The organism is Streptomyces sp. A0958 (assembly GCF_004795035.1).
In the GTDB taxonomy this organism is placed as follows: domain Bacteria; phylum Actinomycetota; class Actinomycetes; order Streptomycetales; family Streptomycetaceae; genus Streptomyces.
In genome coordinates this window covers 29,488-55,957 of the sequence record NZ_SSBK01000018.1, presented here as the reverse complement: position 1 = coordinate 55,957, position 26,470 = coordinate 29,488, and the positions used below count along the sequence as shown (strand labels likewise).

Below are 26,470 nucleotides of genomic sequence, written 5' to 3'. Positions count from 1 at the left end.
CCATGTCAGCCGCACCCCGCCCCCTCGCGACCCGGCGCACCGTCCTGGCCGCGGGCGGCGCCGCCGCCGTGTCGATCGCGTTCACCGGGGCGTTCACCGAACTCTTCGCGGGCAGCTCCGCCGCGCGCGGCCACAGCGGTTACGGCCCGCTCGTGCCGGACCCGGACGGCCTGCTCGACCTCCCCAGGGGCTTCCGCTACCGGCTGCTGTCCCGGGAGGGCGACCCGCTCCGCTCCGGCGAGGGCCGGGTGCCCAGCCACTGCGACGGCATGGCCGCATTCGCCGGCCGGGGCGGACACGTACGGCTGGTGCGCAACCACGAGAACCGGGTGGACGCCGCGATCCCCGTACCGACGGTCGACGGGCTCACGTACGACCCGATGGGCAAGGGCGGCTGTACGGCCCTGGAGCTCGACGGTCACAACCGGGTGCTGACCGAGCGGGTCGCCATCGCCGGTACGGCGGTGAACTGCGCGGGCGGGCGCACCCCCTGGGACACCTGGCTGACCTGCGAGGAGACCGAGGACAGGGCCGGCACCAACGGCTACACCAAGGACCACGGCTACGTCTTCGAGGTGGACGGCGCCGACCCGCACCGCACCGGCGCCGTGCCGCTGACCGCGATGGGCCGCTTCCAGCACGAGGCGATCGCGATCGACCCGCGCAACGGGACGGTCTACGAGACGGAGGACGCGTTCGAGAAGCCGTTCGGCCTCTTCTACCGCTTCCTGCCCGAGAAGCCGCTGGGCGGCACGGGTTCGCTGCGGGCGGGCGGCCGGCTGGAGGCCATGCGGGTGCCGGGCGTCCCCGACCTCTCGGCGGTCCAGGAGACCGGGACGGTGTTCGAGGGCATCGAGTGGGTTCCCGTGCCGGACCCGCAGGCCGCCGAAACCCCCGTCCGCTTCCAGGACTTCGGCCCGAAGGGCATCACCCACGGCCAGAAGCTGGAGGGCTGCTACTGGGGCGGCTCGTGCGTCTACTTCGTCTCCAGCTTCGCGCACCGCGAGGAGGGTTCGGCGGCGGACCACTACGGACAGGTCTGGCGCTACGACCCCGACCGGCGCCGGCTGACCCTGGTCGTCGTCTTCGGCCCGGACACCGATCTCCAACTGCCCGGAGAGTCCCCCGACAACATCACCCTGGCCCCCGACGGCGGCCTGATGGTGTGCGAGGACGGCGGCGGCGCCCAGCACGTGTTCGGCCTGACCCGGCGCGGCGAGGTGTACGCGATGGCCCGCGGCCGGCAGAACATCGGCACGCCCGAGGCACCGGAGTGGGGCGAGTTCGCCGGCGTCACCTTCGCACCGGACTACGGGACGATGTACGTGAACGTCTACACCCCGGGCACCACGTTCGCGGTGACGGGCCCGTGGCGCTGACGGGCTGAGCGCGGGCGCCGTCCCACTGGCCCACCGGGGCGGCGGCCCGTCCAGCGCGCCAGCCCGGCTCCGATCATCTGATCGGTTATTTTCCGAGAATGACATCTTTTGCACGCAGAGTGACAACTTTGGGCGTGCTGGGGGCGGTGCTCGGCGGTGGGCTCGTCGGGTGCGGCCACTCCGGCCCCGACCCGTCCGCGGCCGCCGGCCACCCCTCGGCCTCCGCCAGTACCGCCGCCCATGCCCCGGCCCGCCCCGCCGCCTCGCCCACCGCCCCGGGCGCCCCGAAGAAACCCGCCGTCCTGGCGCCCGGTCCTGGCGGGCTGACGCCCGTGTTCGAGCGCGGGCCGCAGCGCGCGGCGAAGGTCGTGGCGCTCAGCTTCGACGCCGACATGACGGCCGACGAGGGGCCGCGCGCGGCGGGCGGGGAGCACTTCGACAACCCGGAACTGATCGCCCTGCTGCGCCGGCTGAAGGTGCCGGCGACGGTCTTCATGACCGGGCGGTGGGCCGAGGAGTACCCGGACCAGGCCCGCTCCATCGGCACCGACCCCCTCTTCGAGATCGGCAACCACTCCTACAGCCACTACGCCTTCACCACGCCGTGCTACGGGCTGCCGACCGTGGAGAAGGACGCCGTGCGCGAGGAGGTGCGGCGGGCCTTCGGGGCGATCCGCAAGGCCGGCGCCCGCAATGTGGTGCCGTACTTCCGCTTCCCCGGCGGCTGCTACGACGACGACACGCTGCGCGCGCTCGGGCCGGAGAAGGTGACCGCGGTCCAGTGGGACGTGGTCAGCGGCGACGCCTTCGCGACGGACGCGGACGCGGTCGCCGAACAGGTGCTGGACGGGGTGCGGTCCGGTTCGCTCGTCGTCATGCACTGCACCCGCAGCGCGGCGCCGGTGACGGCCGAGGCCGTCGGCCGGGTCGTCCCGGAACTGCGCAAGCGCGGCTACCGCTTCGTCAAGGTGTCCGAGCTGATGGCCGGCTGAAGGCCCTCAGCCCGAACAGGCCGTGCGCTGGGCTTCCTGCCACTCGCACACCGGGCACAGCGTGACCCCCTTGACCGACTCGGCGTACTCGGTCGGTTCCCGGCACAGCACGCACTCGGCGTACGGGGGCCCGGCGGCCCGCTCCGGGGACGCGTCCGGCGTCTCGCAGTAGGACCCGCGACCCGCGTCCGCCTGCTCGTCCACGCGCTCGTTCCTGTCCTCACTCATACGTACGAGCCTACTCAGCCGCGTACCGAGGTGAGCCGGCAGGCGAGCGCGATCACGGCGGCGGCGACGGCCGCGGCCCCCGGCAGCGGGAGCACCGGCACGTGGACCGTGCCGGTGAGCGAACCGGTGACCAGGCCCGTCACCGCGTGATTCGCGGGCGATCCGGCGGTCACCAGCGCCAGCAGCGACGCGAGCACGGTCGCCACGACCGACCAGCCGCGCCCGTGCAGCAGCGGCCGGGTGCACAGGGCGCCGACCGCCGCGCCCAGCAGCGCGCAGCAGGCGGTGGCCAGCAGTCCGGCGGCGCAGGCCGACGGCAACGGCACCCGGACCGAGTCGTCGGTACTGGCCGGATCGCTGATCGCCGGCACGACGGCGGTGGCGGCGGTGCCCAGCAGCCCGGCGCACCCCAACGCGGTGAGCAGGGCGGCCAGATGCGCCCGCGGCTGCCCGCCGGCCGCCGCCGCGACGACCGCGCGGGCGGCGGGCGGCTCCTGGGTGACGCAGGCCCGTACGAGCCACGCGGTGACCGGAAGCAGCCCGGCGGCGGTGTAGCCGAGCGAGTCCAGCACGGGCTGCCCGGCGCGCACGCCGACGCCGAGGAAGGCCGCGTACAACAGCACCGGGGCCAGCCAGCGCTGGGACCGTACGAGCAGGTCGGCCTGGTAGCGGATGAGCGCGGTCATGGAGCCTCGTCCCGGGAGGAGGAGCGATGCGCCGGGGCCTCGGACACCGTCGCCACATGGCTGATGTGCCAGGGCGGGCGGGCCGTGAGCAGTGCGCCCAGCAGGGCGTCGGAGTGCGCGGCCGCGACCGTGAGCCGCGCTGTGCCGTCCGGCGCGACCGCGCACGTCGGAGCGCCGGGCAGTGCGGCCGGGAGCGCGGTGCCCGGCACGCACGTCGCGTCGATCCGGACCCGGGGGCCCGCGCCCGTCCCCGGGGCGGCGAGCGGCACGGCGACCAGGCCCAGCCCCTCGACGCGGTACGCGGCGTCGACCGCGCCCGCCTGCCGGCGCGGGTCGTGGTCCACGAACACGACCGTCGCCCCGGCGGCGACGCGTTCGGCGACGGCCCGGTCCAGTTCGCCGCGCGCCTCGGTGTCCAGGCCGGTCCAGGCCTCGTCCAGCACCAGCAGCTCCGGTTCGGCGAGCAGCGCCTGAGCGACGGCGACCTTCTGGCTGGTGCCCTTGGAGAGTTCGGCGAGCGGGGTCCCGGCGTACGCGGCGGCGCCGAACCGGGTCAGCCAGCTGCTCGCCCGGTCCGCCGCCTCCGCCCGCCGCAGCCCGTGGACGCGGCCCAGGTGGACGAGGTAGCCGGCGGCCGTGAAGGGCAGCGCGGCGGAGAACCGCTCGGGGACGTACGCCGTGCGCGGCCGGCTGCCGGTGATCGTGCCCTCGGAGGGGGCGTCGATTCCGGCCAGCAGTCGCAACAGGGTCGACTTTCCGGTGCCGTTGGCCCCTTCGACGCGGACGAGGGCGCCGGCGGGCAGGCCGAGGTCGACCCCGCGCAGCACCCAGGGCCCGGCGAGGCCGTACCGCCGGCCCACGCCCCGCAGCCGCAGGGCCTCCGTACCGTGTTTCAGTGGGCCGTCGCCTTCTCGGGCTTCAGCTCGCTCGGCCGTACGATCACGAACCCCTGCCCCTCCAGGCGCAGTTGAACGGCCTCGCCCGAGCCGCCGCGGATCATCGAGCCGACGCTCTGCGAGCGGTGCAGCGAGGTGTTCAGCTGGGCGCTCCAGCCGACGACCGCGTCGGTGTCGACGCAGACCGGCTGCTGGGGCGTGACGGGGATGACGATGGGGTGGCCCTCGCACATCAGGCCGAGCTTGCCGTAGCCGGTGAAGACGCTGTTGAAGAGACCGCCGCCGGTCATCCCGGCGCCCTTCACCGTCTTGATCTCGTAGGAGATCGTGGCGTCGAAACACAGGACGTTGCGTCCGTTGATGGTGAGGACGTCGCCCTGCTCCATCTCCACGATGAAGCAGTTGGCCGCCTCGTGGGCGAACCACGCCTCGCCCCGGCCGCGGACGGCCATCAGCGGCAGCCCCTCCCCCGTGACGGCGCGCTTGAGCAGGCCGCCGATGCCCTGGCCCTTGCGCTCGAACTGCAGATCACCGCGGAAGGCGACCATCGATCCCTGGCGGGCGTGCATCTCCCCGTTGACCGCGTACTTGATGGATTTGGCGTTCTGCAGCGTCATCCCGGGGGCCGTTGCCTGCTCGGCCATGTGCTCGCTGGAAAAGAGATCACTCTTCATGCGGAGCATCCTCGCCCGGAGGGTTCCATTCCGCCAATAACCCCGGTGGGGCCGGCTGGCAGACTGGTCGGGTGAGCAGCAACGACATCCCCGCGCCCCCGCCCGCCGAGCCGGACACCCCGCCCGTGGACAGCCCGTTCCGTTCCGAGCGGACGAACCGGGACGAACCGCCGCAGTACGTACTGCCGTTGGTGGTGCACATCGAGAAGGCGGCGCCTCCGGCCCGCACCGACGCCCTGCGCACGGCGGCCCGCGCGGTCCTGGTGATGCTCTCCGACGAGCGGTCGGTGGGCGAGGGCGAATGGGCGCGGCTGATGCGGGACTGGCAGGACGCCCGCATCCGCAAGGTGGTGCGGCGGGCCCGTGGTGCGGAGTGGCGCAAGGCGGCCGCGCTGCCCGGGATCACGGTCACGGGCGACGAGGCGGAGGTGCGGGTCTTCCCGCCGGTGCCCCTGGACGGCTGGCCGAAGGAACTGGCCAAGCTCCAGGTCTCGGGGACGGACCTGGACGACCCCGAGCCGCCGGCCGCACCCGACCCCGCGCACCCGGTGCTCTGGCTCAATCCGGAGCTGGGCATGTCGGCCGGCAAGGAGATGGCCCAGGTCGGGCACGGGGCGCAGCTCGCCTGGTGGGAGCTGTCGGAGACCGAGCGCAAGGCGTGGCGCGAGGCGGGCTTCCCCTTCTCGGTCGCCACCCCGGGGCCGGAGCGCTGGCGGGAGCTGACGGTGAGCGGCCTGCCGGTCGTACGGGACGCCGGGTTCACCGAGATCGCGCCGGGCTCCTGCACGGTGGTCGCCGACCACCCGGCCCTGCGCCGCTGAGACACGTACGCCCTCGGAACCTCAAATGAAGCTCTGAATGTCCTCCCTTCCGGATTCACCGCCGTGCTGCGGGGTCATCACCCCCGCACGGAACAGAGGGGGGACGGCATGGAGCTGGGAATCGGGATCGGCTGGCGGCCGGAGATCGCCGACGAGGTGGAGGCGCTGCCGGGGATCGACTGGGTGGAGGCGGTCGCGGAGAACCTCTGCGCCGACCATCTGCCGGCCTCCCTGGTACGGCTGAGGGAGCGCGGGGTCACCGTCGTGCCGCACGGGGTCTCGCTGGGCCTCGGCGGGGCCGACCGCCCCGACCCCGGCCGCCTCGCCGGCCTCGCCGCCCGGGCCGCGCTGCTGGACGCCCCGCTGGTGACCGAGCACATCGCGTTCGTACGGGCGGGCGGGGCGCGCACCGGGTCGCCGGTGCTGGAGGCGGGGCACCTGCTGCCCGTGCCGCGCACCTGGGCGGCGCTGGACGTGCTGTGCGAGAACGTGCGGATCGCGCAGGACGCGCTGCCGGTGCCGCTGGCCCTGGAGAACATCGCGGCGCTGATCTCCTGGCCCGGCGAGGAGCTCACCGAGGGGCAGTTCCTGGCGGAGCTGGTGGAGCGCACGGGGGTGGGGCTGCTGATCGACGTCGCCAACCTGCACACCAACCACGTGAACCGGGGCGAGGACCCGGCGACCGCCCTGGACGAGCTGCCGGTGGAAGCCATCGCGTACGTGCATGTGGCGGGCGGGGTCGAGAAGGACGGCGTGTGGCACGACACGCACGCCCACCCGGTCACCGCCCCGGTGCTGGACGTGCTGGCCGAGCTGCGCTCCCGGGTCGCCCCGCCGGGGGTGCTGCTGGAACGCGACGACGCCTTCCCGCCGGCCGCCGAGCTGGCGGGCGAACTGGACGCGATCCGGGGCACGCTGGAGGCGGGCGGGGGCGCCGGCGGTGCGGGGACGGGCGCGGGCGTGGGCACTGGCGCTGGCCCTGGCGCGGGTGCGGGCGCGGGTGCGGGTGCGGTCCCCGGTGCGGTCGCGGGCGCGGGGGCCGTGGGGGCGGTCCCCGGTGCGGTCGCGGGCGCGGGAGCCGTGGGGGCGGTCCCCACCACCCCCACCGCCCCCGCCGTCCCGGAGGCCGTGCGGGACGGGGTCGCGGTCGCCCAGACCGCGTTGCTCTCCGCCCTGGTCGCCGGCACCCCCGCGCCCGAGGGCTTCGACCCGCGCCGGCTCGGCGTGCAGAGCCGGGCCCTGGCCGCCAAGCGCGCCGATGTCGTCGCCAAGGTGGCGCCCGAGCTTCCGGAGATCCTGGGCCGCGGCTACCGGGCCGCGTTCCTCGCGTACGCCGGAGCGCGGCCCATGACGGCGGGCTACCGGCGCGACGCCCTGGACTTCGCCGAGCAGTTGCTCATCGCGGGCCGCCCCGAGGACGACGGGGCCCGCCGCCGGCTGACGTACTGGTGGCGGGACCGGGCCGCGCCGCGACCGCCCGGGCGCGCCACCCGGCTGGCCAGGGCCGCCCGCTCCGTGCTGGTGGGGCGGTGACCGGGGTGAACGCACTGGCTCTCACCCTGACGCTCGCGGTGGCCCTCTCCTCCGTCCTGCTGATCACCGGGCTCGTGCGCGCCCACCGGGGGCAGGGCGGGCCGGTCCACGACCTGTTCGAGGCGGCCTTCCTGAACGGCGGGCCCGGCCGGGTGGTCGACACGGCACTCACCGCCATGCAGGCGGACGGCCGGCTGGACGTCGGCGGCCCGGGCATCGTCGCCGTCCTCCACCCGGTCGCCCACGACCCGGTGGAGCGGGCCGTGCTCCAGGAGCAGGCGGCTGCCCCGAACGGGGCCCTGCGCACCCTGCGGGTCGCGGTGATGCGGCACCCGGCGGTGCAGGAGACCGGTGACGGACTGGCCGCGCGCGGGCTGCTGGCCCGGCCCGGTGCGAGCGCGAAGTGGCGTGTGTGGGGCCTCGTGCAGGCGCTGCTGTGCTTTCTGGCCGCCCCGGTCGCCTTCGGCCTGGCCATCAGCAGGTTCATGGACGACAACGGGGGCGCCGGTTCGGATTTCCCGTTCGTTCCGGTGATCCCGGCCGTGTTCGGCGGGTTCGTGGCCGGGCTGGTGTGCGCGGCGGTGGCCCGCTCCCGGGTCACCCGGGCGGGGCGCAGGGCGGCGGCGGAGTTCCGGGCCGCCCACGCCGACCGGACCGACCCGGCGTTCCTGGTGGCGACCCACGGCCTGCGCGCCCTCCCGGACCCCGCGCTGCGGACGCACCTGAGCGCGGCGGCCCGGACCCGGTCCGCCGGACCCCCGCACACCTCGCACGGCTCCACGGGCTCCTCGGGGCCGCTGCTCACGCCGTCGGCGTGGTGCGCGGGGTCGAGCCCCGGAGGCGGCTGCGGCGGCTCGTCCGGAAGCGGCTGCGGCGGGGCCAACGGATGCGGATCGGGTTCGAGCTGCGGTTCGGGTTCCGGCTCCAGCTGCGGGGGCGGATCGAGTTGCGGCGGCGGTTCCAGCTGCGGGAGCAGCAGTTCCTGAGACGCCTCGTCCACCTGTTGGAGCCCGCCTGGCCCAGCGGGGCCGGGGCGGCGTCCCAGGGGGTGCGGCCCACCGCGCGCCGACGGGAACTCACGCTGTACGAGGACGCCGGAACCGCGAATGACGAACGGTGCGGCGCGCTTCGCGCGCCGCACCGTTCGAAGCCGAACCCGGTGTCGCTGGACCAGCGGGCGGCACGAGGTGCCGGGTGCCCGCCGTCTGATCTTCCGGGTTGGGGTGGTCGGGAGCCCGTTCGCTACGCGAGCCCGGCCACCAGGTCCGCGACCGACTTGCGCCGGCCGGTGTAGAAGGGGACCTCCTCGCGGACGTGCATCCGCGCCTCGGAGGCCCTGAGGTGCCGCATCAGGTCGACGATGCGGTACAGCTCGTCGGCCTCGAAGGCCAGCATCCACTCGTAGTCGCCGAGGGAGAACGAGGCGACCGTGTTGGCCCGCACGTCGGGGTAGCCGCGGGCCATCTTGCCGTGGTCGGCGAGCATGCGGCGGCGGTCCTCGTCGGGCAGCAGGTACCAGTCGTACGAGCGCACGAAGGGGTACACGCTGATGTAGTTGCGCGGCGTCTCGTCGGCGAGGAACGCCGGGACGTGCGACTTGTTGAACTCGGCGGGGCGGTGCAGCGCCATGTTCGACCAGACCGGCTCCAGGTGCTTGCCGAGCCGCGTACGCCGGAAGAGGTTGTACGCCTCCTGAAGCTCGTCCGCGGTCTCCGCGTGCCACCAGATCATGAGGTCGGCGTCGGCGCGCAGGCCGGAGACGTCGTAGGTGCCGCGAATGGTGATGTCCTTCGCCGCGAGCTGGTCGAACAGCTCCTGGACCTCGCCGGCGACGGCCGCGCGGTCCGTGTCGGCGGGCAGGACGTCGCGCAGTTTGAAGACGGACCACAGCGTGTAGCGGATGACCTCGTTGAGGTCCTTGGCCTTCTTGCCGGCGTTCGGAGCCTTGCTTGATGTCTCAGTCTCAGGAGCACTCATACGGCTATTGTCCCGCCTCGCTCCGAGTGCCCCGAACCAGGGTCGCCGTGGCGGTGGTCTCCCCGGAAACGCCGCGGGCGACCTCGTCCGCGGCGCGCCGGCCACTCGCGATGCACGCGGGGATGCCGACCCCTTCGTAGACCGCGCCGCAGACGCGCAGCGCGGGCAGCTTGGCGACCTCGTCGCGGATGCGGGCGACTCTGGCCAGGTGGCCCACGGGGTACTGGGGCAGCCCGCCGATCCACCGGGTGACCTCGGTGGCGACGGGCTTCGCGGCGAGTCCGGTCGCGGCGGCGAGGTCGCGCAGCGATACGCCGACGAGTTCGCCGTCCTCGCGGTGCAGGTGGTCCTCCTCGCCGTAGCGGCCCACGGAGGTCCGCAGGACGAAGAGGTCGGGTGCCGCGTCGGCGACCCACTGCCACTTGTGGGTGGAGAAGGTGGCGGCCTTGATGGTGCGCCCGTCGACCGGCGGCACCAGGAACCCGGAGCGACCGGCGAGTGCGGCCGTATCCGCCACGTCGGAGCGCCGGAAGGCCATGGTGACCAGGGCCATCGACGCGTACTCGACGCCCGCCAGCTCGACCGAGGCGGCCGGGGACTCGGCGGCGAGCAGGGAGGAGGCGGACCAGGCGGGGGTGGCGAGGACGATGCCGTCGGCGGGGAAGACCCGGGTGTCGGTGCGCACGTCCCAGCCCTCGGCGGTACGGGTCAGGCCCAGCACGGGGGTCTCGGTGAGGATCTCGCCGCCCCCGGCGCGTACGGCGTCGGCGACGGCGCCCGGCAGGCTGCCGATGCCGCCGTCGATGCCCTGGAAGACCGGCCCGGTGCGCTGCCGGTCCGCGGCCTGCTCCTGGATGCGGGTGACCCCGTCGAGCAGCGAGCCCGCCTGCCGGGCGACGTCGAACAGCTGCGGAACGGCGGCGCGCAACGAGATCCGGTAGGCGTCGCCCGCGTACACCCCGCCGAGCAGCGGCTCCACCAGCCGGTCGACGACCTCGCGGCCCAGCCGGTCGGCCACGTACGCGCCGACGGCGACGTCGTCCCCGACGGCCGTCGGGGTGAGGTCGCGTTCCTGCGCGATCCGGGCGAGCCCCTCGGGCGAGAGGACGTCGCCGAGGACGGACGGATCACCCGGCACGCCCATCACGTGACCCTTGGGCATGGGGCGCAGCGCGTCGCGCGTCCACAGGGCGGCGGTGGTCGTGGCGGGCGGCTGGAGCCGGTTGCCGAGGCCCACCGCGTGGGCCAGGTCGACCGCCTCCGGTCGGCGGGCGAGCATGGACTCGGCACCGAGGTCGACCCGGACGCCCGCGACCTCGCCGGTCATCAGCTTGCCGCCGAGCCGGTCGGTCGCCTCCAGGACGGTGACCCTCAGCCCGGCGCCGACGAGCCGGTGGGCGGCCGCCAGTCCGGCGATGCCACCGCCGATGACGACGACGCGGCCGGGGGCCCTGTCCGCGCTGTGTGTTGAACGCTGCATTCCCCCACTCTCTCAAACCGGTTCCCCGGGGCCGCCGTGGGCGGGTGCGTACGTCACCGGGGCGGGCCGCGCCGTAGCGTGGGTTCCTTCTGACGGGGCGTCGAAGGGACTGGCATGGCGGCTGAACGACTGGTGATCATCGGCGGGGACGCGACGGGGATGTCCGCCGCGTCCCAGGCCCGGCGGCTCAAGGGCCCGGACGAGCTGAGCATCACCGCCTTCGAACGGGGCCACTTCACCTCGTTCTCCGCGTGCGGCATCCCGTACTGGGTCAGCGGCGACGTGTCCGAGCTGGACGACCTGATCGCCCGTACCCCCGAGGAGCACCGGGCCCGCGACATCGACCTGCGCACCCGCACCGAGGTGACGGAGATCGACGTGGCCGGGCGGCGGGTGCGCGCCCTGGACCGGGACTCCGGGGAGACGTACTGGACCGGGTTCGACAAGCTGGTCATCGCCACCGGGGCCCGCCCGGTGCGCCCGGAGCTGCCCGGCATGGACGCGGCCGGGGTGCACGGGGTGCAGACCCTGGACGACGGGCAGGCGCTGCTGGAGAGCCTGGAGCGGACGAAGGGCCGGCGCGCGGTCGTCGTCGGGGCCGGTTACATCGGGGTCGAGATGGCGGAGGCGATGCTGAAGCGCGGCTACGAGGTGACCGTGCTCAACCGCGGCGAGCAGCCGATGGCGACGCTCGACCCGGACATGGGGCGCATGGTCCACGACGCCATGGACGGGCTCGGCATCACCACGGTGAACGGGGCCGACGTCACCGGCATCCGCACCGGGCCGGACGGCCGGGTCACGGAGGTCACCACGGACGGCGCGTCCTACCCGGCGGACGTGGTGGTGCTCGGCATCGGCGTCGAGCCGGAGACGACGCTGGCCCGAGCGGTCGGGCTGCCGCTGGGACCGTACGGCGGGCTGCTCACCGACCTGTCGATGCGGGTCGTGGGCCACGAGAACATCTGGGCGGGCGGCGACTGCGTGGAGGTCCTGGACCTGGTGGCGGGCCGCACCCGGCACATCGCGCTCGGCACGCACGCCAACAAGCACGGGCAGGTCATCGGCTCCAACGTCGGCGGCGGCTACGGCACGTTCCCCGGCGTGGTGGGTACGGCGGTGAGCAAGGTCTGCGACCTGGAGATCGCCCGCACCGGGCTGCGCGAGAAGGACGCCCGGGCGGTGGGCCTGCGGTTCGTGACGGCGACGATCGAGTCGACGGGCCGGGCCGGCTACTACCCGGGGGCCCGGCCGATGACGGTGAAGATGCTCGCGGAGTACCGCACGGGGCGGCTGCTCGGCGTGCAGATCGTGGGCCGCGAGGGCGCGGGCAAGCGGGTGGACGTGGCGGCCGTGGCGCTCACCGCCGGGATGACGGTCGAGCAGATGACGGCCCTGGACCTGGGCTACGCCCCGCCGTTCTCGCCGGTCTGGGACCCGGTCCTGGTGGCGGCCCGCAAGACGGTGTCGGTGCTGCGGAAGGCGGGCACCGCCTGAGCGGCGCCCGCCCCCGGGCGGTCAGCGGGCGGTGCTGGTGTGGACGTACTCGACGAGGCGGGTCAGCGCGTCCGGGTCCATCGACGGCATCACGCCGTGGCCCAGGTTGAAGATGTGGCCCTCAAGACCCGCGGCCGCGTCCAGCACCTCCTGGGTCTTGGCCTCCACCGCGGCGGTCGGGGCGAACAGCACGGCGGGGTCGAGGTTGCCCTGGAGCGCCTTGCCGGGGCCGACGCGGCGCGCGGCCTCGTCCATGGGAACCCGCCAGTCGACGCCGACGACGTCCGCGCCCGCCTCGCCCATGAGGCCGAGCAGTTCGCCGGTGCCGACGCCGAAGTGGATGCGGGGGACCTCGTAGGGGGCGACGGTGTCGAAGACCTTCGCGGAGGCGGGCAGCACGGAGCGCCGGTAGTCGGCGGGGGCGAGCGCGCCCACCCAGGAGTCGAAGAGCTGCACCGCCGAGGCGCCGGCCTCGATCTGGACCTTGAGGAAGGCGCCGGTGATCTCGGCGAGGCGGTCGAGCAGGTCGGCCCAGAGCTCCGGGTCGCCGTACATCATGGCCTTGGTGTGCTCGTGGTTGCGGGACGGGCCGCCCTCCACGAGGTAGCTCGCGAGGGTGAACGGCGCACCCGCGAAGCCGATCAGCGGGGTGGCCCCCAGCTCGGCGGTGAGCAGGCCGATGGCCTCGGTGACGTACGGGACGTCCTCGGGGGTGAGGTCGCGCAGCCGGGCCAGGTCGGCGCGGGTGCGGACCGGCTCGGCGACGACGGGGCCGACGCCGGGCTTGATGTCGAGGTCGATGCCGATGGCCTTGAGGGGGACGACGATGTCGCTGAAGTAGATCGCGGCGTCGACCTTGTGGCGGCGTACGGGCTGCATGGTGATCTCGGCGACCAGCTCCGGCATCATGCAGGAGTCGAGCATCGCGATGCCTTCGCGCACCTTCAGGTACTCGGGCAGCGAGCGCCCCGCCTGACGCATGAACCAGACCGGCGTGTGTGGCACGGGCTCGCGGCGGCACGCCTTCAGGAACGCCGAGTCATGGGTGGCGGAGGTCTTCGTCTGCTGCCCCGAGGGGCGATCGTTGGCACTCACGCACAGAATCTTCGCACGTGCGCGCAACGAGCCCGGCCCCGCACGGGTGTCCTTCCGCGCGCGAAGCTCCGGTTCCGCCTACTCTTCCCCGCATGGCTGCGGCTCAGGGACACATCTCCGGTCAATCCGATGGCGCTGACGGCAAGGACGGCGCGGAGGGTGGTTCCGTCCCGCCCGCGTTCCGTTCGGCGGTGGACGCGCTGCGCTCGGCGCGGCTGCGTTCCGAGCTGGAGGTGGAACCGACCCGGCCGCCGAAGCGGCTCGCTCCGCACGCGTACGCACTGGAGGCGGCGGTCGTCGACGGCGAGGACGATCTCGCCGACGGCCGGCTCGTCCTGCTCCACGACCCTGACGGGCACGAGGCCTGGCAGGGCACCTTCCGGCTGGTGACGCTGGTGCGCGCGGAGCTGGAGCCGGAGATGGCCGCCGACCCGCTGCTGCCGGAGGTGTGCTGGTCCTGGCTGACCGGCGCGCTGGAGGCGCGCGGACTGTCCTACGGGGAGGCCGGCGGCACGGTCACCATGGCGGGTTCCCACTACTTCGGTGCGCTGGAGACGCGGCGCCCCGCGACCCAGATCGAGATCCGGGCGTCCTGGACGCCGCGCGAGGGACGCGGCGGTGTGCCGGACACGGCGGCGCATCTGGTGGCGTGGGGGGACCTGCTGTGCCAGATCGCGGGGCTGCCGCCCTCGGGCCCGCTCGACGCGGCGGTGGTGACACTGCCCCAGCGGCGCGGGCCACAGGTCCCGTAGGACGTCAGCGGCGTGGGCCGCAGGTCCCGTAGGACGTCAGCGGCGCGGGCCACAGGTCTCAGTAAGGCGTGCGGACCGCCTCCGTTTCTCGTGACGCTGCGTCACCCGATCACTTCCAGCCATCGCCGCGCTTTTCGTACAATCGATCGCGCGTCCTATTTGCCCGAATTGTTACGCAGCAATCGTGATCTTCCCCTAAAGGAGCAGGGGTCTGCTGCCGAAGGAGTCAATGACCCTTCAAGCACGGTTCGCCCCGGCTTCATCCCCGAGCCGGCCCGTCCCGTCCACTTCCCAGGAGGCCTGGTGTCCGTTCTCCTCGAGCAGCCCGCAAGCCTGGTCGCCTACCGCCCGAACAAGCCGACGGCCATGGTCGTCGTGGCCGACCCGCGCGTCCGTTCCACCGTCACCCGCCATCTGTGGGCCCTCGGAGTACGTGACGTCATCGAGGCGTCGTCCATCGCGGAGGCCCGTCCCCGCGTCGGCAACCCGCGCGACATCTGCGTTGCCGACGTCCACCTGCCCGACGGTTCCGGGCTGACCCTGCTGTCCGAAACCCGAGCCGCCGGCTGGCCCAACGGTCTCGCCCTGTCCGCCGCCGACGACATCGGCGCCGTGCGCAACGCCCTCGCGGGCGGCGTCAAGGGCTACGTCGTCACCGGCACCCGTACCAATATCGGCCACCCGGCCCGTCCCGGCGTCGCCCCCATCGGCGCCACCGCCGCCCGTATGCACCGCCGGCCCCCCGGCACCCCGAGCCACCCGGGCGGCTACCGCGAACTGTCCGGCCGCGAGGTGGAGGTTCTGCGGCTCGTCGCCGAAGGCCAGTCCAACAAGGCCATCGGCGTCTCGATGGGGCTGTCCGCCCTGACCGTCAAGAGCCACCTCGCCCGCATCGCCCGCAAGCTCGGCACCGGAGACCGCGCAGGAATGGTCGCCGTGGCCCTGCGGACGGGCATCATCCACTGATTCCGCACCCCGGCCGGTGTGCAGAAATGCGGAACCGGCCGGATTACGCACATCGGCGCCCGTCGACGGAACGTTCCGTCGACGGGCGCCGCGCACACACAGATACCCTTGACACGTGACCGACGCCCAAGAGACCGCAGCAGACAGTTCACTGCGAACCACCGGGGGCGCTCCCCCGGACGACGTCGCCCCGGCGCCGATCCCCTTGCTCGAACCGCGCGAGGGCATTCCGCCGGTGGTGGCCTCCGACGACGCCCTGGCCGGGGTGATCGCGGCCTTCGCCGCGGGCTCCGGGCCGGTGGCCGTGGACGCCGAGCGGGCGTCCGGCTACCGCTACGGGCAGCGCGCCTACCTCGTACAGCTGCGCCGTGACGGCGCGGGCAGCGCGCTGGTCGACCCCGTCGGCTGCCCCGACCTGTCCGGGCTCGGCGAGGCCCTGCGCGGCACCGAGTGGATTCTGCACGCGGCGACGCAGGACCTGCCCTGTCTGCGCGAGATAGGGATGACGCCGACCGGGCTCTTCGACACCGAGCTGGCCGGACGGCTGGCCGGGTTCCCGCGGGTCGGCCTCGGCGCGATGGTCGAGAACGTCCTCGGCTACTCCCTGGAGAAGGGCCACTCCGCCGTCGACTGGTCCACCCGCCCGCTGCCCGAGCCCTGGCTGCGGTACGCCGCGCTCGACGTCGAGCTCCTGATCGACCTGCGCAACGCCCTGGAGGACGAGCTCGACCGGCAGGGCAAGCTGGAGTGGGCGCAGGAGGAGTTCGCCGCCATCGCCTCGGCGCCGCCCGCTCCCCCGCGCCAGGACCCCTGGCGCCGCACCTCCGGGATGCACAAGGTCCGCCGCCGCCGGCAGATGGCGGTGGTACGGGAGCTGTGGACCACCCGTGACCAGGTCGCCCGGCGGCGGGACATCTCGCCCGGCAAGGTGCTCGGGGACGCCGCGATCATCGAGGCCGCGCTCGCGCTGCCGCCGAACACCCAGGCGCTGACGGCCCTGCCCGGCTTCGGCCCGCGCATGGGGCGGCGCCAGCTGGAGCAGTGGCAGGCCGCCGTCGACCGGGCCAAGGCGCTGCCCGACACGGAGCTGCCGCAGCCCGGCCAGGCCCTCGCGGGCCCGCCGCCGCCGCGCGCCTGGGCCGACAAGGACCCGGCCGCCGCGGCCCGGCTCTCGGCCGCCCGTACCGCGGTCTCCGAGCTGGCGGAGCGCCTGCACCTGCCGCAGGAGAACCTGATCACGCCGGACACCGTGCGCCGGGTGTGCTGGGAGCCGCCGAAGAATCCGACGCCGGAGACGGTGGAATCGGCGCTGGCCGGATACGGCGCGCGGCACTGGCAGATCGAGCAGGTGGCCCCGCTCCTGGTCCGCGCGCTCACGCAGTCGGCCTGAGAAGGCATGGGAACGGCATAGGACAGGGGCGTATTCACGCCAGTTCTGCGCGACCCCTCGCCACGCGGCACGCACTCCGCCATGGCCCGGACGGACTCGATTTCGAGTCCGTCCGGGCCATTCGCCGTGTGCGGCGCGGCCCGGAGCGGGCACTTTCCCCTGTGTGACCTTCACCGCTCCCGGCACAGGGGGTGGGCAGTCTGGTTACCCGCAAGTAGCATGAGCGGAGCGGCGTGCCTCCGGGCGCGCCCCGCAGCAGTGCCATCCCGCACCCTGGAGGAGAGCCATCGTGCCTCGTACCATCCGGGACGTCGTCTTCGTCGACGGCGTCCGCACCCCGTTCGGCAAGGCGGGCCCGAAGGGCATCTACCACGAGACCCGCGCCGACGATCTCGTCGTGAAGGCCATCCGGGAGCTGCTGCGCCGCAACCCGGACCTGGACCCCAAGAAGATCGACGAGGTCGCCATCGCCGCGACCACGCAGATCGGCGACCAGGGCCTCACGCTCGGCCGTACCGCCGGAATCCTGGCCGGGCTGCCGCAGTCCGTCCCCGGCTACTCCATCGACCGCATGTGCGCGGGCGCCCTGACCGCCGTCACCTCGACGGCCGGCTCCATCGCCTTCGGCGCGTACGACGTCGTCGTCGCCGGTGGCGTCGAGCACATGGGCCGCCACCCGATGGGCGAGGGCGTGGACCCGAACCCGCGCTTCGTGTCGGAGAAGCTGGTCGACGAGTCCGCCCTGTTCATGGGCATGACCGCGGAGAACCTGCACGACCGGTACCCCACGATCACCAAGCAGCGCGCCGACGAGTACGCGGTGCGCTCGCAGGAGAAGGCCGCCAAGGCGTACGCCAACGGCAAGATCCAGCAGGACCTGGTGCCGGTCTCCGTGCGCCGCACCAACGCGGAAGCCGGCGAGACGGGCTGGGGCCTGGTCACCGCCGACGAGCCGATGCGCCCGGGCACCACGATGGAGTCCCTGGCGAACCTGAAGACCCCGTTCCGCGCCCACGGCCGCGTGACGGCCGGTAACGCCGCGGGTCTCAACGACGGCGCCACCGCCTCCCTGCTCGCCGCCGAGGACGTCGCCCGCGAGCTGGGCCTCCCGGTCAAGATGCGCCTGGTCTCCTACGCCTTCGCGGGCGTCGAGCCGGAGGTCATGGGCTACGGCCCGATCCCGGCCACGGAGAAGGCCCTCGCCAAGGCGGGCCTGTCCATCTCGGACATCGGTCTCTTCGAGATCAACGAGGCGTTCGCCGTCCAGGTGCTGGCCTTCCTGGAGCACTACGGCATCGCCGACGACGACGTCCGGGTCAACCAGTACGGCGGCGCGATCGCCTACGGCCACCCGCTGGCCTCCTCCGGCGTCCGGCTGATGACACAGCTGGCCCGCCAGTTCGAGGAGCAGCCCGAGGTCCGCTACGGCCTGACGACCATGTGCGTCGGCTTCGGCATGGGCGCGACGGTCGTCTGGGAGAACCCGCACTTCGAGAACGCCGGAGGCGACAAGTGAGCACCACCACCGAGCTTCTGAAGGGTGCGGCCGAGCTGTTCCCCGGCGAGGTCGTCACCCAGGCGCACGTACGCCACCTGGACCTGCCGGCCGGTGCCGGGCGCTTCGCCCTCATCACGCTGGACAACGGCCTGGACCACACCAAGCCGACCACCTTCGGGCCGCAGTCGCTGGCCAACCTGAACGCCGCGATCGACCAGGTCGAGAAGGAGGCCGCCGAGGGCGCGATCACCGGCGTCGGCATCACCGGCAAGCCGTTCATCTTCGCGGTCGGCGCCGACCTCAAGGGCGTCGAGCTGCTCAAGGAGCACAAGGACGCGCTGGCCATCGGCAAGGGCGGCCACGACGTCTTCCGCCGGCTCTCCTCGCTCGCCGTCCCCACGTTCGCGTACTACAACGGCGCGGCGATGGGCGGCGGTGTCGAGGTCGGGCTGCACTGCTCGTACCGCACCGTCTCCAAGGCGCTGCCCGCGTTCTCGCTGCCCGAGGTCTTCCTCGGCCTGGTCCCCGGCTGGGGCGGCTGCGTGCTGCTCCCGAACCTGATCGGCGCCGACCGCGCGGTCTCGGTGATCATCGAGAACTCGCTGAACCAGAACCGCCAGCTCAAGGGCAAGCAGGTCTTCGAGCTCGGCATCGCCGACGCGATCTTCGAGGGCGCGGACTTCCTGGAGCGGTCGCTGGTGTGGACCGCGGACGTGCTCAACGGCACGGTCACGGTGGAGCGCCCCGAGGTCGACCGCGGCGAGGCCTGGGACCAGGCCGTCGCCCGCGGCAAGGCCATCGCGGACTCCAAGGTGCACGGCGCCGCCCCGGCCGCGTACCGCGCGCTGGAGATCATCGCCGCGGCCAAGGACGGCGACCTGGGCGCCGGCTTCGACCGCGAGGACCAGGCCCTGGCGGACCTGATCATGGGCGGCGAGCTGCGCTCCGGTATCTATTCGTTCAATCTGGTCCAGAAGCGCGCCAAGCGCCCGGCCGGTGCCCCGGACAAGAACCTGGCCCGCCCGGTCACCAAGGTCGGTGTGGTGGGCGCCGGCCTGATGGCCAGCCAGCTCGCCCTGCTGTTCCTGCGCCGCCTGGAGGTGCCGGTCGTCCTGACCGACATCGACCAGGAGCGCGTCGACAAGGGTGTCGGCTACGTCCACGCCGAGATCGAGAAGCTGCTCGGCAAGGGCCGCATCAACCAGGACAAGGCCAACCGCCTCAAGGCCCTGGTCTCCGGTGTGCTGGACAAGGCGGAGGGCTTCTCCGACGCCGACTTCATCATCGAGGCCGTCTTCGAGGAGATCGGCGTCAAGCAGCAGGTGTTCGCGGAGGTCGAGGCGGTCGCCCCGGCGCACGCGATCCTCGCCACCAACACCTCCTCCCTCTCGGTGACCGAGATGGCCTCGAAGCTGAAGAACCCGGAGCGGGTCGTCGGCTTCCACTTCTTCAACCCGGTCGCGATCCTCCCGCTCCTGGAGATCGTGCGCGGCGAGCAGACCGACGACGCCTCGCTGGCCACGGCCTTCGGTGTCGCCCGCAAGCTGAAGAAGACCGCGGTGCTGGTGAAGGACGCCCCGGCGTTCGTCGTCAACCGCATCCTCACCCGCTTCATGGGCGAGATCCAGAACGTCATCGACGAGGGCACCCCGGTCGAGGTCGCGGAGAAGGCCATCGAGCCGCTCGGCCTGCCGATGTCCCCGCTGGTGCTCCTGGAGCTGGTCGGCCCGGCGATCGGCCTGCACGTCTCCGAGACCCTGAACCGCGCCTTCCCGGAGCGCTTCACCGTCTCCGAGAACCTGGCCGCCGTGGTCAAGGCCGGCAAGCGCGGCTTCTACGTCTACGACTCCGGCAAGCCGGAGCTGGACCCGGAGGTCGCCGCCCTCCTCAAGCAGGGCGACTCGGTCCTGACCGAGGAGCAGGTCCGCGACCGCGTCCTGGACGCGGTGGCGCAGGAGATCGGCCTGATGCTGGACGAGGGCGTCGTCGCCGAGGCCCAGGACATCGACCTCTGCCTGATCACCGGTGCGGGCTGGCCCTTCCACCTGGGCGGCATCACGCCGTACCTGGACCGCGAGGGCGTCTCCGAGCGGGTGAACGGGAAGAAGTTCCTGGAGCGGGGCGTGGCGAGCGTTCCGGCGTAACGCGCAGCGCCGTAGTGGGGCGGGGGTGCCGCGGGACCGGCTCAGGACGGTCGCGCGGGGCCCCCGCCCCTTCGGCGTGCGCCCCGCGTCACCAGGAGGGCAGGGCCGGGTAGTGCTCGCAGTCCGGGCCGCAGGGCAGACGCGAGGACATCGACGTATGCAGCCAGCTGTCCTCGGGAACGCCGTGCACCTTCAGCTCCAAACGCGCCGGGGGCGAGTGAATCGCGCTGAACACCGCCACGAACTCGACGGCGTAGGTGCCCGGTCGCCAGTCGTGGGCGTGCGTGACCCGCCAACTGCCGTCCTCCCCCACCGGGGCCTCGGCTACCAGCCGGCCCTGCTCCAGCACCACGACCTTCTCGACGCCACGTCCTGCCGTGCCCGAGAACCGGGGGCGGGGACCGCTCCACGCTCCCTTGCGCGGCCCGATGGTCTCGGGCGCCGCCAACCGGTCGATAACCTCGAACTCCGTCTCCGCCGCCGTGGAGACCGCGTTGCCGGCGAGGGCGACCGCGGTCACCTTGTGCCGGCCTGCCGGCCACTGCACGGCGCGCCGCCACTGCCATGTCCCGTCCTCGGCGGTGCGGGTCCCGCCGAGGTAGTCCCCCTCCTCGAAGAAAAGCAGGTACTCGGCCCCCTTGGGCGCCGTCCCCGTGAGCTTGCGGCCGACACCGACCAGGGCGCCGGGGGCCGGCGAGGTGAAGGCCGGAGCGGCGGCGACCTCGGGCTGCGCGGTCAGCGCGAGCTGCGGCTGCTGCACGGTGAACTCGGTCTGCACCGGCGGGAGCTGCCCAGGCACCAGCCGCTGGACGTCCACCAGCCCGGGCGGCAGCCCGGGGACGCCGGCCAGGCCGCTCGCCACCAACCGCGCCGCTTCGCGGGCCCCGGCATGGTTGAAGTGAGTGGCGTCCACGATGCCCTGCGGGTGCGCCGGGTGCTCCCCCGGATCGAGCCACCGGAAGAGCCCTCGGGCCCTCGTGGGGCCCAGCTCGGCAAGGAGCTGGGTGGTGGAAGCCATCATGTCGATGACCGGGCAGCCGAGTTCCGCGGCGGCCTCCAGAGCCAGCCGGGGGTATCCGTCGTGTGCCTCAACCGGAGTGCCGGAGATGTCGAAGACGCACCGGGCCGTCGGCGTCAGGAGGACGGGCACGGCGCCCTCGGCCCGGATCGCCTCGATGTACAGCCGCAGATACTCCTTGAACTCGCGCGGGCTGTGGTAGAGGTTGGGCTGGTTGATGCGCTGCTCGACATTGCCGAAGGCAATGAGTACGAGGTCCCCGTGGTCGACGAGCGTGAGCAGCGCCGCCAACCGCTCCGTGTAGTAGGCCCGCAGCGTCATGCCGTCGCGCGCGTAGTTGCGTACGTCGCAGTCGGGTCCCAGGAACTCTTTCAGATACTGGCCCCAGCCCGCGAGCGGCGACTCCCCCTCGGTGCGTGAGGCGGCCACCGAGTTGCCGATGACGCAGATCTTTCTCATGTCTTCTTCTCGTCTCCGTTGTCACGTGGCCCCGGGGCGGGGGTCAGCCTGCCTGCCAGGGGCCGAAGCCTGCGCCCGGCCGCGTTTCTTCCTGCCGCGCCCAGTGCAGCCGGCCGTCCGTGCCGAGCACCGCGACGACCGCCCGGCCGTGCACGTCGGCGGCGATCGCCGGTGCGCCGACCATCTGGATCTCGTGGCGCTCCCACTCGGGCCGCTCCGTGGACTGGTCGTCCGCCGACAGCACGGTCACCGCGGGCCTGCTCCGTTCGTCCCTGCGGGCGAGGACCACGAGGTGGTGCTCCGGGGTGAGCAGCCGGGCGGCGGCGACCGCCCCGGTGCCTCCGTCGTCGCTGAGCCGCTCCACCCGCTGCTCCCACGTTCCGTTGGGGCGCTGCCGGTGGCGCATCACCGCGCCGGTGTCCTCCTCCCGGTAGAACAGCGCCATCCGGTTGCGGCCGATCTGGACGGGGGTCAGGCCGGAGGCCGGGCGCCAGCTCTCCGGCACGCCGGTCACCAGCTGGTCCTCCAGTTTGAACGGCCCGTACACGGCCTCCTGCCGCCACCGGACCCCTCCGGTGCGATTCGCGGCGTACATGTCGATACGGCCGGTGGAGCGCGCCACGGTGGTCAGGGAGTCCTGCACCCAGCGCCCGCCGAACACCTCCCACCCGGCAAGCCCTTCCGGCGTCTCGCGTCGCATGCTGACGCCCACCGAGAAGTTCCGTACGAAGACGTGAAGGTGACCGGCCGGGTCCACCACCGCCGCGGGCACCCCGGCCTCGCGGCAGCGCCGCCAGTCACCGGTGGACTCGTCGGGGTTGCCGAGGGACTCCCAGGGCAGCACGGAGCCGGTGCGTCCCTGGCGCCACATGCGCACCACTTCGACGTCGACCCGGCCCTCGGTGCCCGGGACGCGCCGCAGCCCGACCAGGTGGACGCCACCGGTGCGGTCGGGGGCTACGGCGAGGCACGGCATGAGGTCGCCCCCGGGCAGCAGGAGCGGCCCCTCGAAGCGTCCGGCGCCGGCTCCCGTCTCCGTCCACACGGCGGCCCGGTCGCCCAGGACCGCGTAGGCGGCGAGCCGGCCGTCCGTCTGCCGGTGCAGCCACTGCGTGCCCTGCGGATAGCGGCTGCGGGTGCTCCACCCGTACCGGCGGATGTCGGATCCGTCGCCGAGTTGCAGGTCGCCGCAGTAGCGGTGCGCACAGGCGTGGCCGTCGGCCCCCGCGTACACATCGACCAGGGACTTCTTCAGCGCGTGGGTGCGCTCGCTCAGGTTGTTCGGCCAGTTCTTGTTCCCGTAGCCCGTGAAGTGCTCGGTCAGCGGCGGACGGCCTCCGGCGCGCAGGTGCCGGCGGAGCGCCTCGCGGGCGAACTGGGCGGTGGCGGTGTGGTCCGGGTGGTCGCTGGAAATGATGCCGCGCTTCTCGTCGTACGACTCGTGCAGCGGGTCCGGGTCCATGGTCCACAGCAGCGTGGGCTGCGCGTAGGAGAGCAGTTGCGTGAGGGCGCCGACGACGTCCTCACGGGCGAGGGCCTGCGCCTGGTGCAGCTCCGACTCGGCGGCCAGGAGGGTGGGCTGCCGGGCGGCCCGTCCGTCCCAGAGGTCGGTCAGTCGGGCCGCCGGCTGCTCCGCCGGGAAACCGTGTGCGGCATCCGCCATCCGCAGGCCCAGGAAGAAGAGCTGCACGTGCGGCGCGTCCGCCAGGTAGCACCGCTCGGCGGCCACGCCCGGCACGAGTTCGACCGGTTCCCGGCCCCAGGCGGCCTCTCTGTTGCCGAGGACCATGGTGGCGTAGGCGGCGCGCAGCCCGTTCTGGCGCGCCTCCATGTACCCCGCATAGTCGACCGGGGCCTGATCCCGCAGGGGGTCACGGGTGTCCGCATTGCGACCGTCGGCCTCACCGGCCGTGAGGTAGACGCTCGTGACACGGTGACCGGCGGCCAGCACCCGGTACAGGTCGGGGTTGGCGAAGTAGAGGTCGTCGTCGGTGTGCGCGAACACCTGGAACAGCGAAGTGGAGTTCGCCTCGGCCGGCTGGGTCATGGTCGGTGGACGCTCCGATCGGGCGCGGCTGAGGAACGGGAGCCCGGGCGGGACGCGCTCACAGTGGCCACCCCGGCAGGCCCCCGGCGTGGAAGCGCTGGTTGCGCGGGGAGCCCGCCTCGAACTGGCTGGCCACCGGGAAGTACGAGGGCAGGAACGCCGCCAGGACGGCGTCCTGCTCGTCCTCGGTGACATCGCCGTCGTGGTAGTCGTTCAGGCAGAACACGTCGTGCGGACGATTTAGCTGAAGGCGGGAGAGCCGCTGCCGGTGCTCGCTCAGCCCCACGTTGACGAAGCCGCAGTTGATACTGCCCGGTGCCGACCGCTGCGTGTGGAAGCCGAAGTAGTGGTGCAGCGACGAGGCTATGGCGAGGTCGGAGTGGCTGCGGAAGCGGCTGGCGGCGGTACCGGCGACAGCGTGCTCGTAGTAGTGCTCGATGTCCGCGAGGACGCTGCGGCGCAGCGGGTGCGGCGCGTGCAGGAACGAGTGGGCGAGTACCTGGCCGAAGGAGCCGGCTATCAGTTCGCGGTTGTTCTTGGCCGCGCTCACGTTGAACTCGTCGGCGGTCGTGGTCGGGCCCATGGGCACGGTCGTCGGGGACATGAAGTGCTTGGCGACGCCGTTGCTGTGGAAGAACACGCTCGGCTGCAGCACACGGCCGATGAACACGTCGTCGTTGAAGTACAGGAAGTGCTCGGACAGCCCGTCGATGCGGTGCAGCTGGCTTTCGATGGCGTGCGAGTTGTACGTCGGCAGCACCGACGGGTCGGCGAAGATCTCCCGGTGGTCGACCACACGGACCCGCGGATGGTTCAGGTCGAGCCACTCCGGGACCTGCTGGTCGGTGACCAGATAGATGGTGCGGATCCATGGGGCGTACATGTCGATGGAGCGCAGCGAGTAGCGCAGTTCGTCGCGGTCGCGAAAGCGGGCGGCGCTGCTCGCGGAGTCCTCGGTCTGCATGCCGAGGGCGTGCATCACCGCGTTCTTCCGCTCCAGCCAAGCGATGTCGCCTCCGTCGACCCAGGTGTACACCGCGTCGATGGGGAAGTTGACGTCGCCGTGGACGGGGCCTGCGTACGGCTCGATGGTGGGGTAGGTGCGCCCGCCCAGCACGATCCCCGTCACGTTCATGGTCTGGGTGGACACCTTGTCGCCCACCACGGTGCGGACCGGCGAGACCATCATGCTCGGGTCCTCCGGGTCCTCCTCCCAGAAGTTGATGGTGCAGCCGTAGACCCCGGCGAGACGGAGGGTCCGGGCGGGCGTGACGGCGTTCTGGTAGACGCGCACGGCCGAGCAGGGGGTCTGGGTGTACTGCTCGGCGAAAGCGGCGAGGACCGTGGCGGTCGGGCTCTGGCGTTCGTTGAGCAGCGCCACGTACACCGCACTGTCCGCGTGCGCCGCGGTGAGCGCTTTGAGCACGACCTCCCGGTTCGAGGTGTGGACGGCGACGGCGTGCCGGACGTTGGTGTCCCGGGTGACGAAGTACGGGATGCGCGCGTTCTCCAGGGCCGTGGCGACCAGGGCGAGATTGTGCTGGACCACGTCCCACGGGGATTCGCCGCCCATGCGGCGGCACAGCTGTCCGCCGTCGCGGACGAGAGCGCGATCGGCACGCAGCATCCGCTCCTCCAGGGCCCGCTGCGCCTTGGTGTCGATGGTGGTCGCGGGGGCCGGGGCGGCCGGACGGAGGATGCCCTCCTGGCCGCTCATCAGGGCGTGCACCGCCTGCCGCTCCGCCTTGCGCGACTCGCGTGCCCCGGACGCCCGCTCGGCGTGCATCTCGGCGAAGACGTTCTCCCACATGGCGGTCACCACGGGCGGAGCGAGCCGGGCGACCGATTCCGCGGCCGCGTGCCCCATGCCGTGGCGCAGCGGCGCGTCCTCGATGAGTCGGATGAGCGCCCGGGCGGCGGCATCGGTGTCTCCGGCCGGCACGAGGATGCCGGTCTGCCCGTCCAGGACGACTTCGCGCGGGCCGTTGGGGCAGTCGTAGGAGACCACGGGCACACCGGCGGCCTGGGCCTCGGTCAGCACCAGCGGGAACGCCTCGTTGCGGGAGGTCATGAGCGCGATGCTGGCCTTCGCCCACTCCTCCGCCAGGTGAGGGGAATTGCCGTTGAGCTGGACGCTGTCCTGCAGGCCGAGCATGTCGATCTGTCGCCGCAGGGTTCCGGCGAGCGGGCCGTCACCGAAGATGCGCAGCGTCCAGGTGGGGTGCTTGCGCGCCACGGTGTCCCAGATGGTGATCGCGTGGTCGATCTGCTTCTCGCCGACCAGACGGCCCGCGATGACGACGCTCCGGGTCTCCAGGGTGGAGCGTGGCCTGAATCCGCGCGGCAGGGCGTTGGGGACGACATCCATGCGCGGCGCGCTGTGGCCGAGGGTCTCGGCGAACCAGTCACGCGTGCGGTTGCTGAGCACGGCGAGCGCGTCCAGGCGGGAGGCGTAGCGCAGCAGCGGTTCGGCGCTGGCGCCCCGGAGTTCCGAGACACGGTGCTCCTGGTGGAGCGTCATCACGTGCGGGGGTGCCAGCTGCACCGCGAGGGCCATGAGCGCCGGTGTGGTGGTGATCAGCAGATCCGTGTCGGTGTGCTGGAGCGCGTACTCCAGTTCCAGGTCGGTCAGCCTGTTGAACGCCGCTTCCCAGGCGGGGTCGACCAGGGCGCTCGGCCGGTCCGCGACCTGTGCCCACGCCTCGGGGGCCAGACCGGTGGGGCGGACGGGGAGGGGGGTGGCACCGGTCCGGTCGATCAGGTAGTCGACACGGATGCGCTGGTCGATCGGGAAGAACAGTTGCGGCTGCGTCTTGAGGATGCTCATCACTCGGACGTCGTGGTTGGCCACGAGTTCGGCGGCCTGGTTGAACACTGCTCGTTCGGTGCCCCCTACGGCATCCGCGGTGAGCAGGAGAAAAGTGATCTTCATTGGGTG

The 26,470-nt window shown here is 72.9% G+C and carries 21 protein-coding genes; 11 read left to right on the top strand and 10 right to left on the bottom strand.

The genetic code is table 11. The annotated features are described in order from the left end of the window. Positions 1–2: 2 nt before the first annotated feature. Together E6P78_RS19025 and E6P78_RS19020 are read left to right on the top strand one after the other, a co-directional pair. Positions 3–1,379, top strand: coding sequence for an alkaline phosphatase PhoX (locus E6P78_RS19025; RefSeq protein WP_136204806.1), 1,377 nt, complete (start codon positions 3–5; stop codon positions 1,377–1,379). Between the two features lie 98 nt (positions 1,380–1,477). Then, positions 1,478–2,371 carry a polysaccharide deacetylase family protein gene (locus E6P78_RS19020; protein ID WP_240799274.1) on the top strand — a complete coding sequence of 298 codons (894 nt, stop codon included), beginning with the start codon at positions 1,478–1,480 and terminating at the stop codon, positions 2,369–2,371. A 6-nt stretch (positions 2,372–2,377) separates the two neighbouring features. On the opposite strand, the gene E6P78_RS19015 is transcribed toward E6P78_RS19020, so the two are convergent. The 4 genes from E6P78_RS19015 to E6P78_RS19000 are packed head-to-tail and all read right to left on the bottom strand — an operon-like array spanning position 2,378 to position 4,855. Then, positions 2,378–2,599, bottom strand: coding sequence for a hypothetical protein (locus tag E6P78_RS19015; RefSeq protein WP_136204805.1), 222 nt, complete (start codon positions 2,597–2,599; stop codon positions 2,378–2,380). A 14-nt stretch (positions 2,600–2,613) separates the two neighbouring features. Continuing rightward, complete coding sequence (locus E6P78_RS19010) at positions 2,614–3,285, bottom strand: ABC transporter (RefSeq protein ID WP_136204804.1); 672 nt, start codon at positions 3,283–3,285, stop codon at positions 2,614–2,616. Continuing rightward, positions 3,282–4,160, bottom strand: a complete 879-nt coding sequence (locus E6P78_RS19005; protein ID WP_206307843.1) for an ATP-binding cassette domain-containing protein — start codon at positions 4,158–4,160, stop codon at positions 3,282–3,284. The genes E6P78_RS19010 and E6P78_RS19005 overlap by 4 nt, the downstream gene beginning before the upstream one ends. Positions 4,161–4,177: 17 nt before the next feature. Then, entirely contained in the window at positions 4,178–4,855 is a 678-nt protein-coding gene (locus tag E6P78_RS19000) for an AIM24 family protein (RefSeq protein WP_136204803.1), read from the bottom strand. A 71-nt stretch (positions 4,856–4,926) separates the two neighbouring features. Here E6P78_RS19000 and E6P78_RS18995 point away from each other — a divergent pair, with 71 nt between their 5' ends. The 3 genes from E6P78_RS18995 (at position 4,927) to E6P78_RS18985 (ending at position 8,195) form a co-directional block, all read left to right on the top strand. Next, positions 4,927–5,676 (top strand): peptidyl-tRNA hydrolase, encoded by a 750-nt coding sequence (locus E6P78_RS18995; RefSeq protein WP_136204802.1) that lies wholly within the window; start codon positions 4,927–4,929, stop codon positions 5,674–5,676. Between the two features lie 108 nt (positions 5,677–5,784). Continuing rightward, positions 5,785–7,209 carry a DUF692 domain-containing protein gene (locus tag E6P78_RS18990; protein ID WP_136204801.1) on the top strand — a complete coding sequence of 475 codons (1,425 nt, stop codon included), beginning with the start codon at positions 5,785–5,787 and terminating at the stop codon, positions 7,207–7,209. Positions 7,210–7,214: 5 nt separating this feature from the next. Further along, positions 7,215–8,195 carry a TIGR04222 domain-containing membrane protein gene (locus E6P78_RS18985; protein WP_240799273.1) on the top strand — a complete coding sequence of 327 codons (981 nt, stop codon included), beginning with the start codon at positions 7,215–7,217 and terminating at the stop codon, positions 8,193–8,195. A gap of 256 nt (positions 8,196–8,451) precedes the next feature. On the opposite strand, the gene hemQ is transcribed toward E6P78_RS18985, so the two are convergent. Together hemQ and hemG are read right to left on the bottom strand one after the other, a co-directional pair. Next, positions 8,452–9,186, bottom strand: coding sequence for a hydrogen peroxide-dependent heme synthase (hemQ, locus tag E6P78_RS18980; RefSeq protein WP_136204799.1), 735 nt, complete (start codon positions 9,184–9,186; stop codon positions 8,452–8,454). Between the two features lie 4 nt (positions 9,187–9,190). Then, complete coding sequence (gene hemG / locus E6P78_RS18975; RefSeq protein WP_136204798.1) at positions 9,191–10,666, bottom strand: protoporphyrinogen oxidase; 1,476 nt, start codon at positions 10,664–10,666, stop codon at positions 9,191–9,193. Positions 10,667–10,780: 114 nt separating this feature from the next. Between hemG and E6P78_RS18970 the strand changes: the two genes are divergently transcribed. Then, the gene (locus E6P78_RS18970) at positions 10,781–12,163 is read left to right on the top strand and encodes an FAD-dependent oxidoreductase (RefSeq protein ID WP_136204797.1); all 1,383 of its coding nucleotides are present in this window, start codon (positions 10,781–10,783) and stop codon (positions 12,161–12,163) included. Positions 12,164–12,184: 21 nt separating this feature from the next. Here the strand turns inward: E6P78_RS18970 and hemE are convergent, their stop codons facing one another. After that, positions 12,185–13,258 (bottom strand): uroporphyrinogen decarboxylase, encoded by a 1,074-nt coding sequence (hemE, locus tag E6P78_RS18965; RefSeq protein ID WP_136204796.1) that lies wholly within the window; start codon positions 13,256–13,258, stop codon positions 12,185–12,187. Between the two features lie 92 nt (positions 13,259–13,350). On the opposite strand from hemE, the gene E6P78_RS18960 reads away from it, so the two are divergent. The 5 genes from E6P78_RS18960 (at position 13,351) to E6P78_RS18940 (ending at position 20,008) form a co-directional block, all read left to right on the top strand. Then, positions 13,351–14,010 carry a DUF3000 domain-containing protein gene (locus E6P78_RS18960; protein ID WP_136204795.1) on the top strand — a complete coding sequence of 220 codons (660 nt, stop codon included), beginning with the start codon at positions 13,351–13,353 and terminating at the stop codon, positions 14,008–14,010. Between the two features lie 303 nt (positions 14,011–14,313). Continuing rightward, complete coding sequence (locus E6P78_RS18955) at positions 14,314–14,976, top strand: response regulator transcription factor (RefSeq protein ID WP_018100712.1); 663 nt, start codon at positions 14,314–14,316, stop codon at positions 14,974–14,976. A gap of 115 nt (positions 14,977–15,091) precedes the next feature. Further along, on the top strand, positions 15,092–16,366 hold the full coding sequence (locus E6P78_RS18950; protein WP_136204794.1) for a ribonuclease D: 1,275 nt from the start codon (positions 15,092–15,094) through the stop codon (positions 16,364–16,366). A 289-nt stretch (positions 16,367–16,655) separates the two neighbouring features. Continuing rightward, positions 16,656–17,882, top strand: coding sequence for an acetyl-CoA C-acyltransferase (locus tag E6P78_RS18945; RefSeq protein WP_136204793.1), 1,227 nt, complete (start codon positions 16,656–16,658; stop codon positions 17,880–17,882). Next, entirely contained in the window at positions 17,879–20,008 is a 2,130-nt protein-coding gene (locus E6P78_RS18940; protein WP_136204792.1) for a 3-hydroxyacyl-CoA dehydrogenase NAD-binding domain-containing protein, read from the top strand. Before E6P78_RS18945 ends, E6P78_RS18940 begins: the two co-directional genes overlap by 4 nt. A gap of 88 nt (positions 20,009–20,096) precedes the next feature. On the opposite strand, the gene E6P78_RS18935 is transcribed toward E6P78_RS18940, so the two are convergent. The 3 genes from E6P78_RS18935 to E6P78_RS18925 are packed head-to-tail and all read right to left on the bottom strand — an operon-like array spanning position 20,097 to position 26,464. Further along, a complete protein-coding gene (locus tag E6P78_RS18935; RefSeq protein WP_136204791.1) occupies positions 20,097–21,485 on the bottom strand; it encodes a GDSL-type esterase/lipase family protein in 1,389 nt (462 codons plus the stop codon). A gap of 43 nt (positions 21,486–21,528) precedes the next feature. Next, on the bottom strand, positions 21,529–23,532 hold the full coding sequence (locus tag E6P78_RS18930; protein WP_136204790.1) for a PIG-L family deacetylase: 2,004 nt from the start codon (positions 23,530–23,532) through the stop codon (positions 21,529–21,531). A gap of 58 nt (positions 23,533–23,590) precedes the next feature. Continuing rightward, positions 23,591–26,464, bottom strand: coding sequence for a stealth conserved region 3 domain-containing protein (locus E6P78_RS18925; RefSeq protein WP_136204789.1), 2,874 nt, complete (start codon positions 26,462–26,464; stop codon positions 23,591–23,593). Positions 26,465–26,470 lie beyond the last annotated feature (6 nt).

Coding starts and splice junctions, on each gene's coding strand:
- E6P78_RS19025 (WP_136204806.1), top strand. CDS start 3: ATGTCAGCCGCACCCCGCCCCCTCGCGACCCGGCGCACCGTCCTGGCC.
- E6P78_RS19020 (WP_240799274.1), top strand. CDS start 1,478: ATGACATCTTTTGCACGCAGAGTGACAACTTTGGGCGTGCTGGGGGCG.
- E6P78_RS19015 (WP_136204805.1), bottom strand. CDS start 2,599: ATGAGTGAGGACAGGAACGAGCGCGTGGACGAGCAGGCGGACGCGGGT.
- E6P78_RS19010 (WP_136204804.1), bottom strand. CDS start 3,285: ATGACCGCGCTCATCCGCTACCAGGCCGACCTGCTCGTACGGTCCCAG.
- E6P78_RS19000 (WP_136204803.1), bottom strand. CDS start 4,855: ATGAAGAGTGATCTCTTTTCCAGCGAGCACATGGCCGAGCAGGCAACG.
- E6P78_RS18990 (WP_136204801.1), top strand. CDS start 5,785: ATGGAGCTGGGAATCGGGATCGGCTGGCGGCCGGAGATCGCCGACGAG.
- hemQ (WP_136204799.1), bottom strand. CDS start 9,186: ATGAGTGCTCCTGAGACTGAGACATCAAGCAAGGCTCCGAACGCCGGC.
- hemG (WP_136204798.1), bottom strand. CDS start 10,666: ATGCAGCGTTCAACACACAGCGCGGACAGGGCCCCCGGCCGCGTCGTC.
- E6P78_RS18970 (WP_136204797.1), top strand. CDS start 10,781: ATGGCGGCTGAACGACTGGTGATCATCGGCGGGGACGCGACGGGGATG.
- E6P78_RS18960 (WP_136204795.1), top strand. CDS start 13,351: ATGGCTGCGGCTCAGGGACACATCTCCGGTCAATCCGATGGCGCTGAC.
- E6P78_RS18935 (WP_136204791.1), bottom strand. CDS start 21,485: ATGAGAAAGATCTGCGTCATCGGCAACTCGGTGGCCGCCTCACGCACC.
- E6P78_RS18930 (WP_136204790.1), bottom strand. CDS start 23,532: ATGACCCAGCCGGCCGAGGCGAACTCCACTTCGCTGTTCCAGGTGTTC.
- E6P78_RS18925 (WP_136204789.1), bottom strand. CDS start 26,464: ATGAAGATCACTTTTCTCCTGCTCACCGCGGATGCCGTAGGGGGCACC.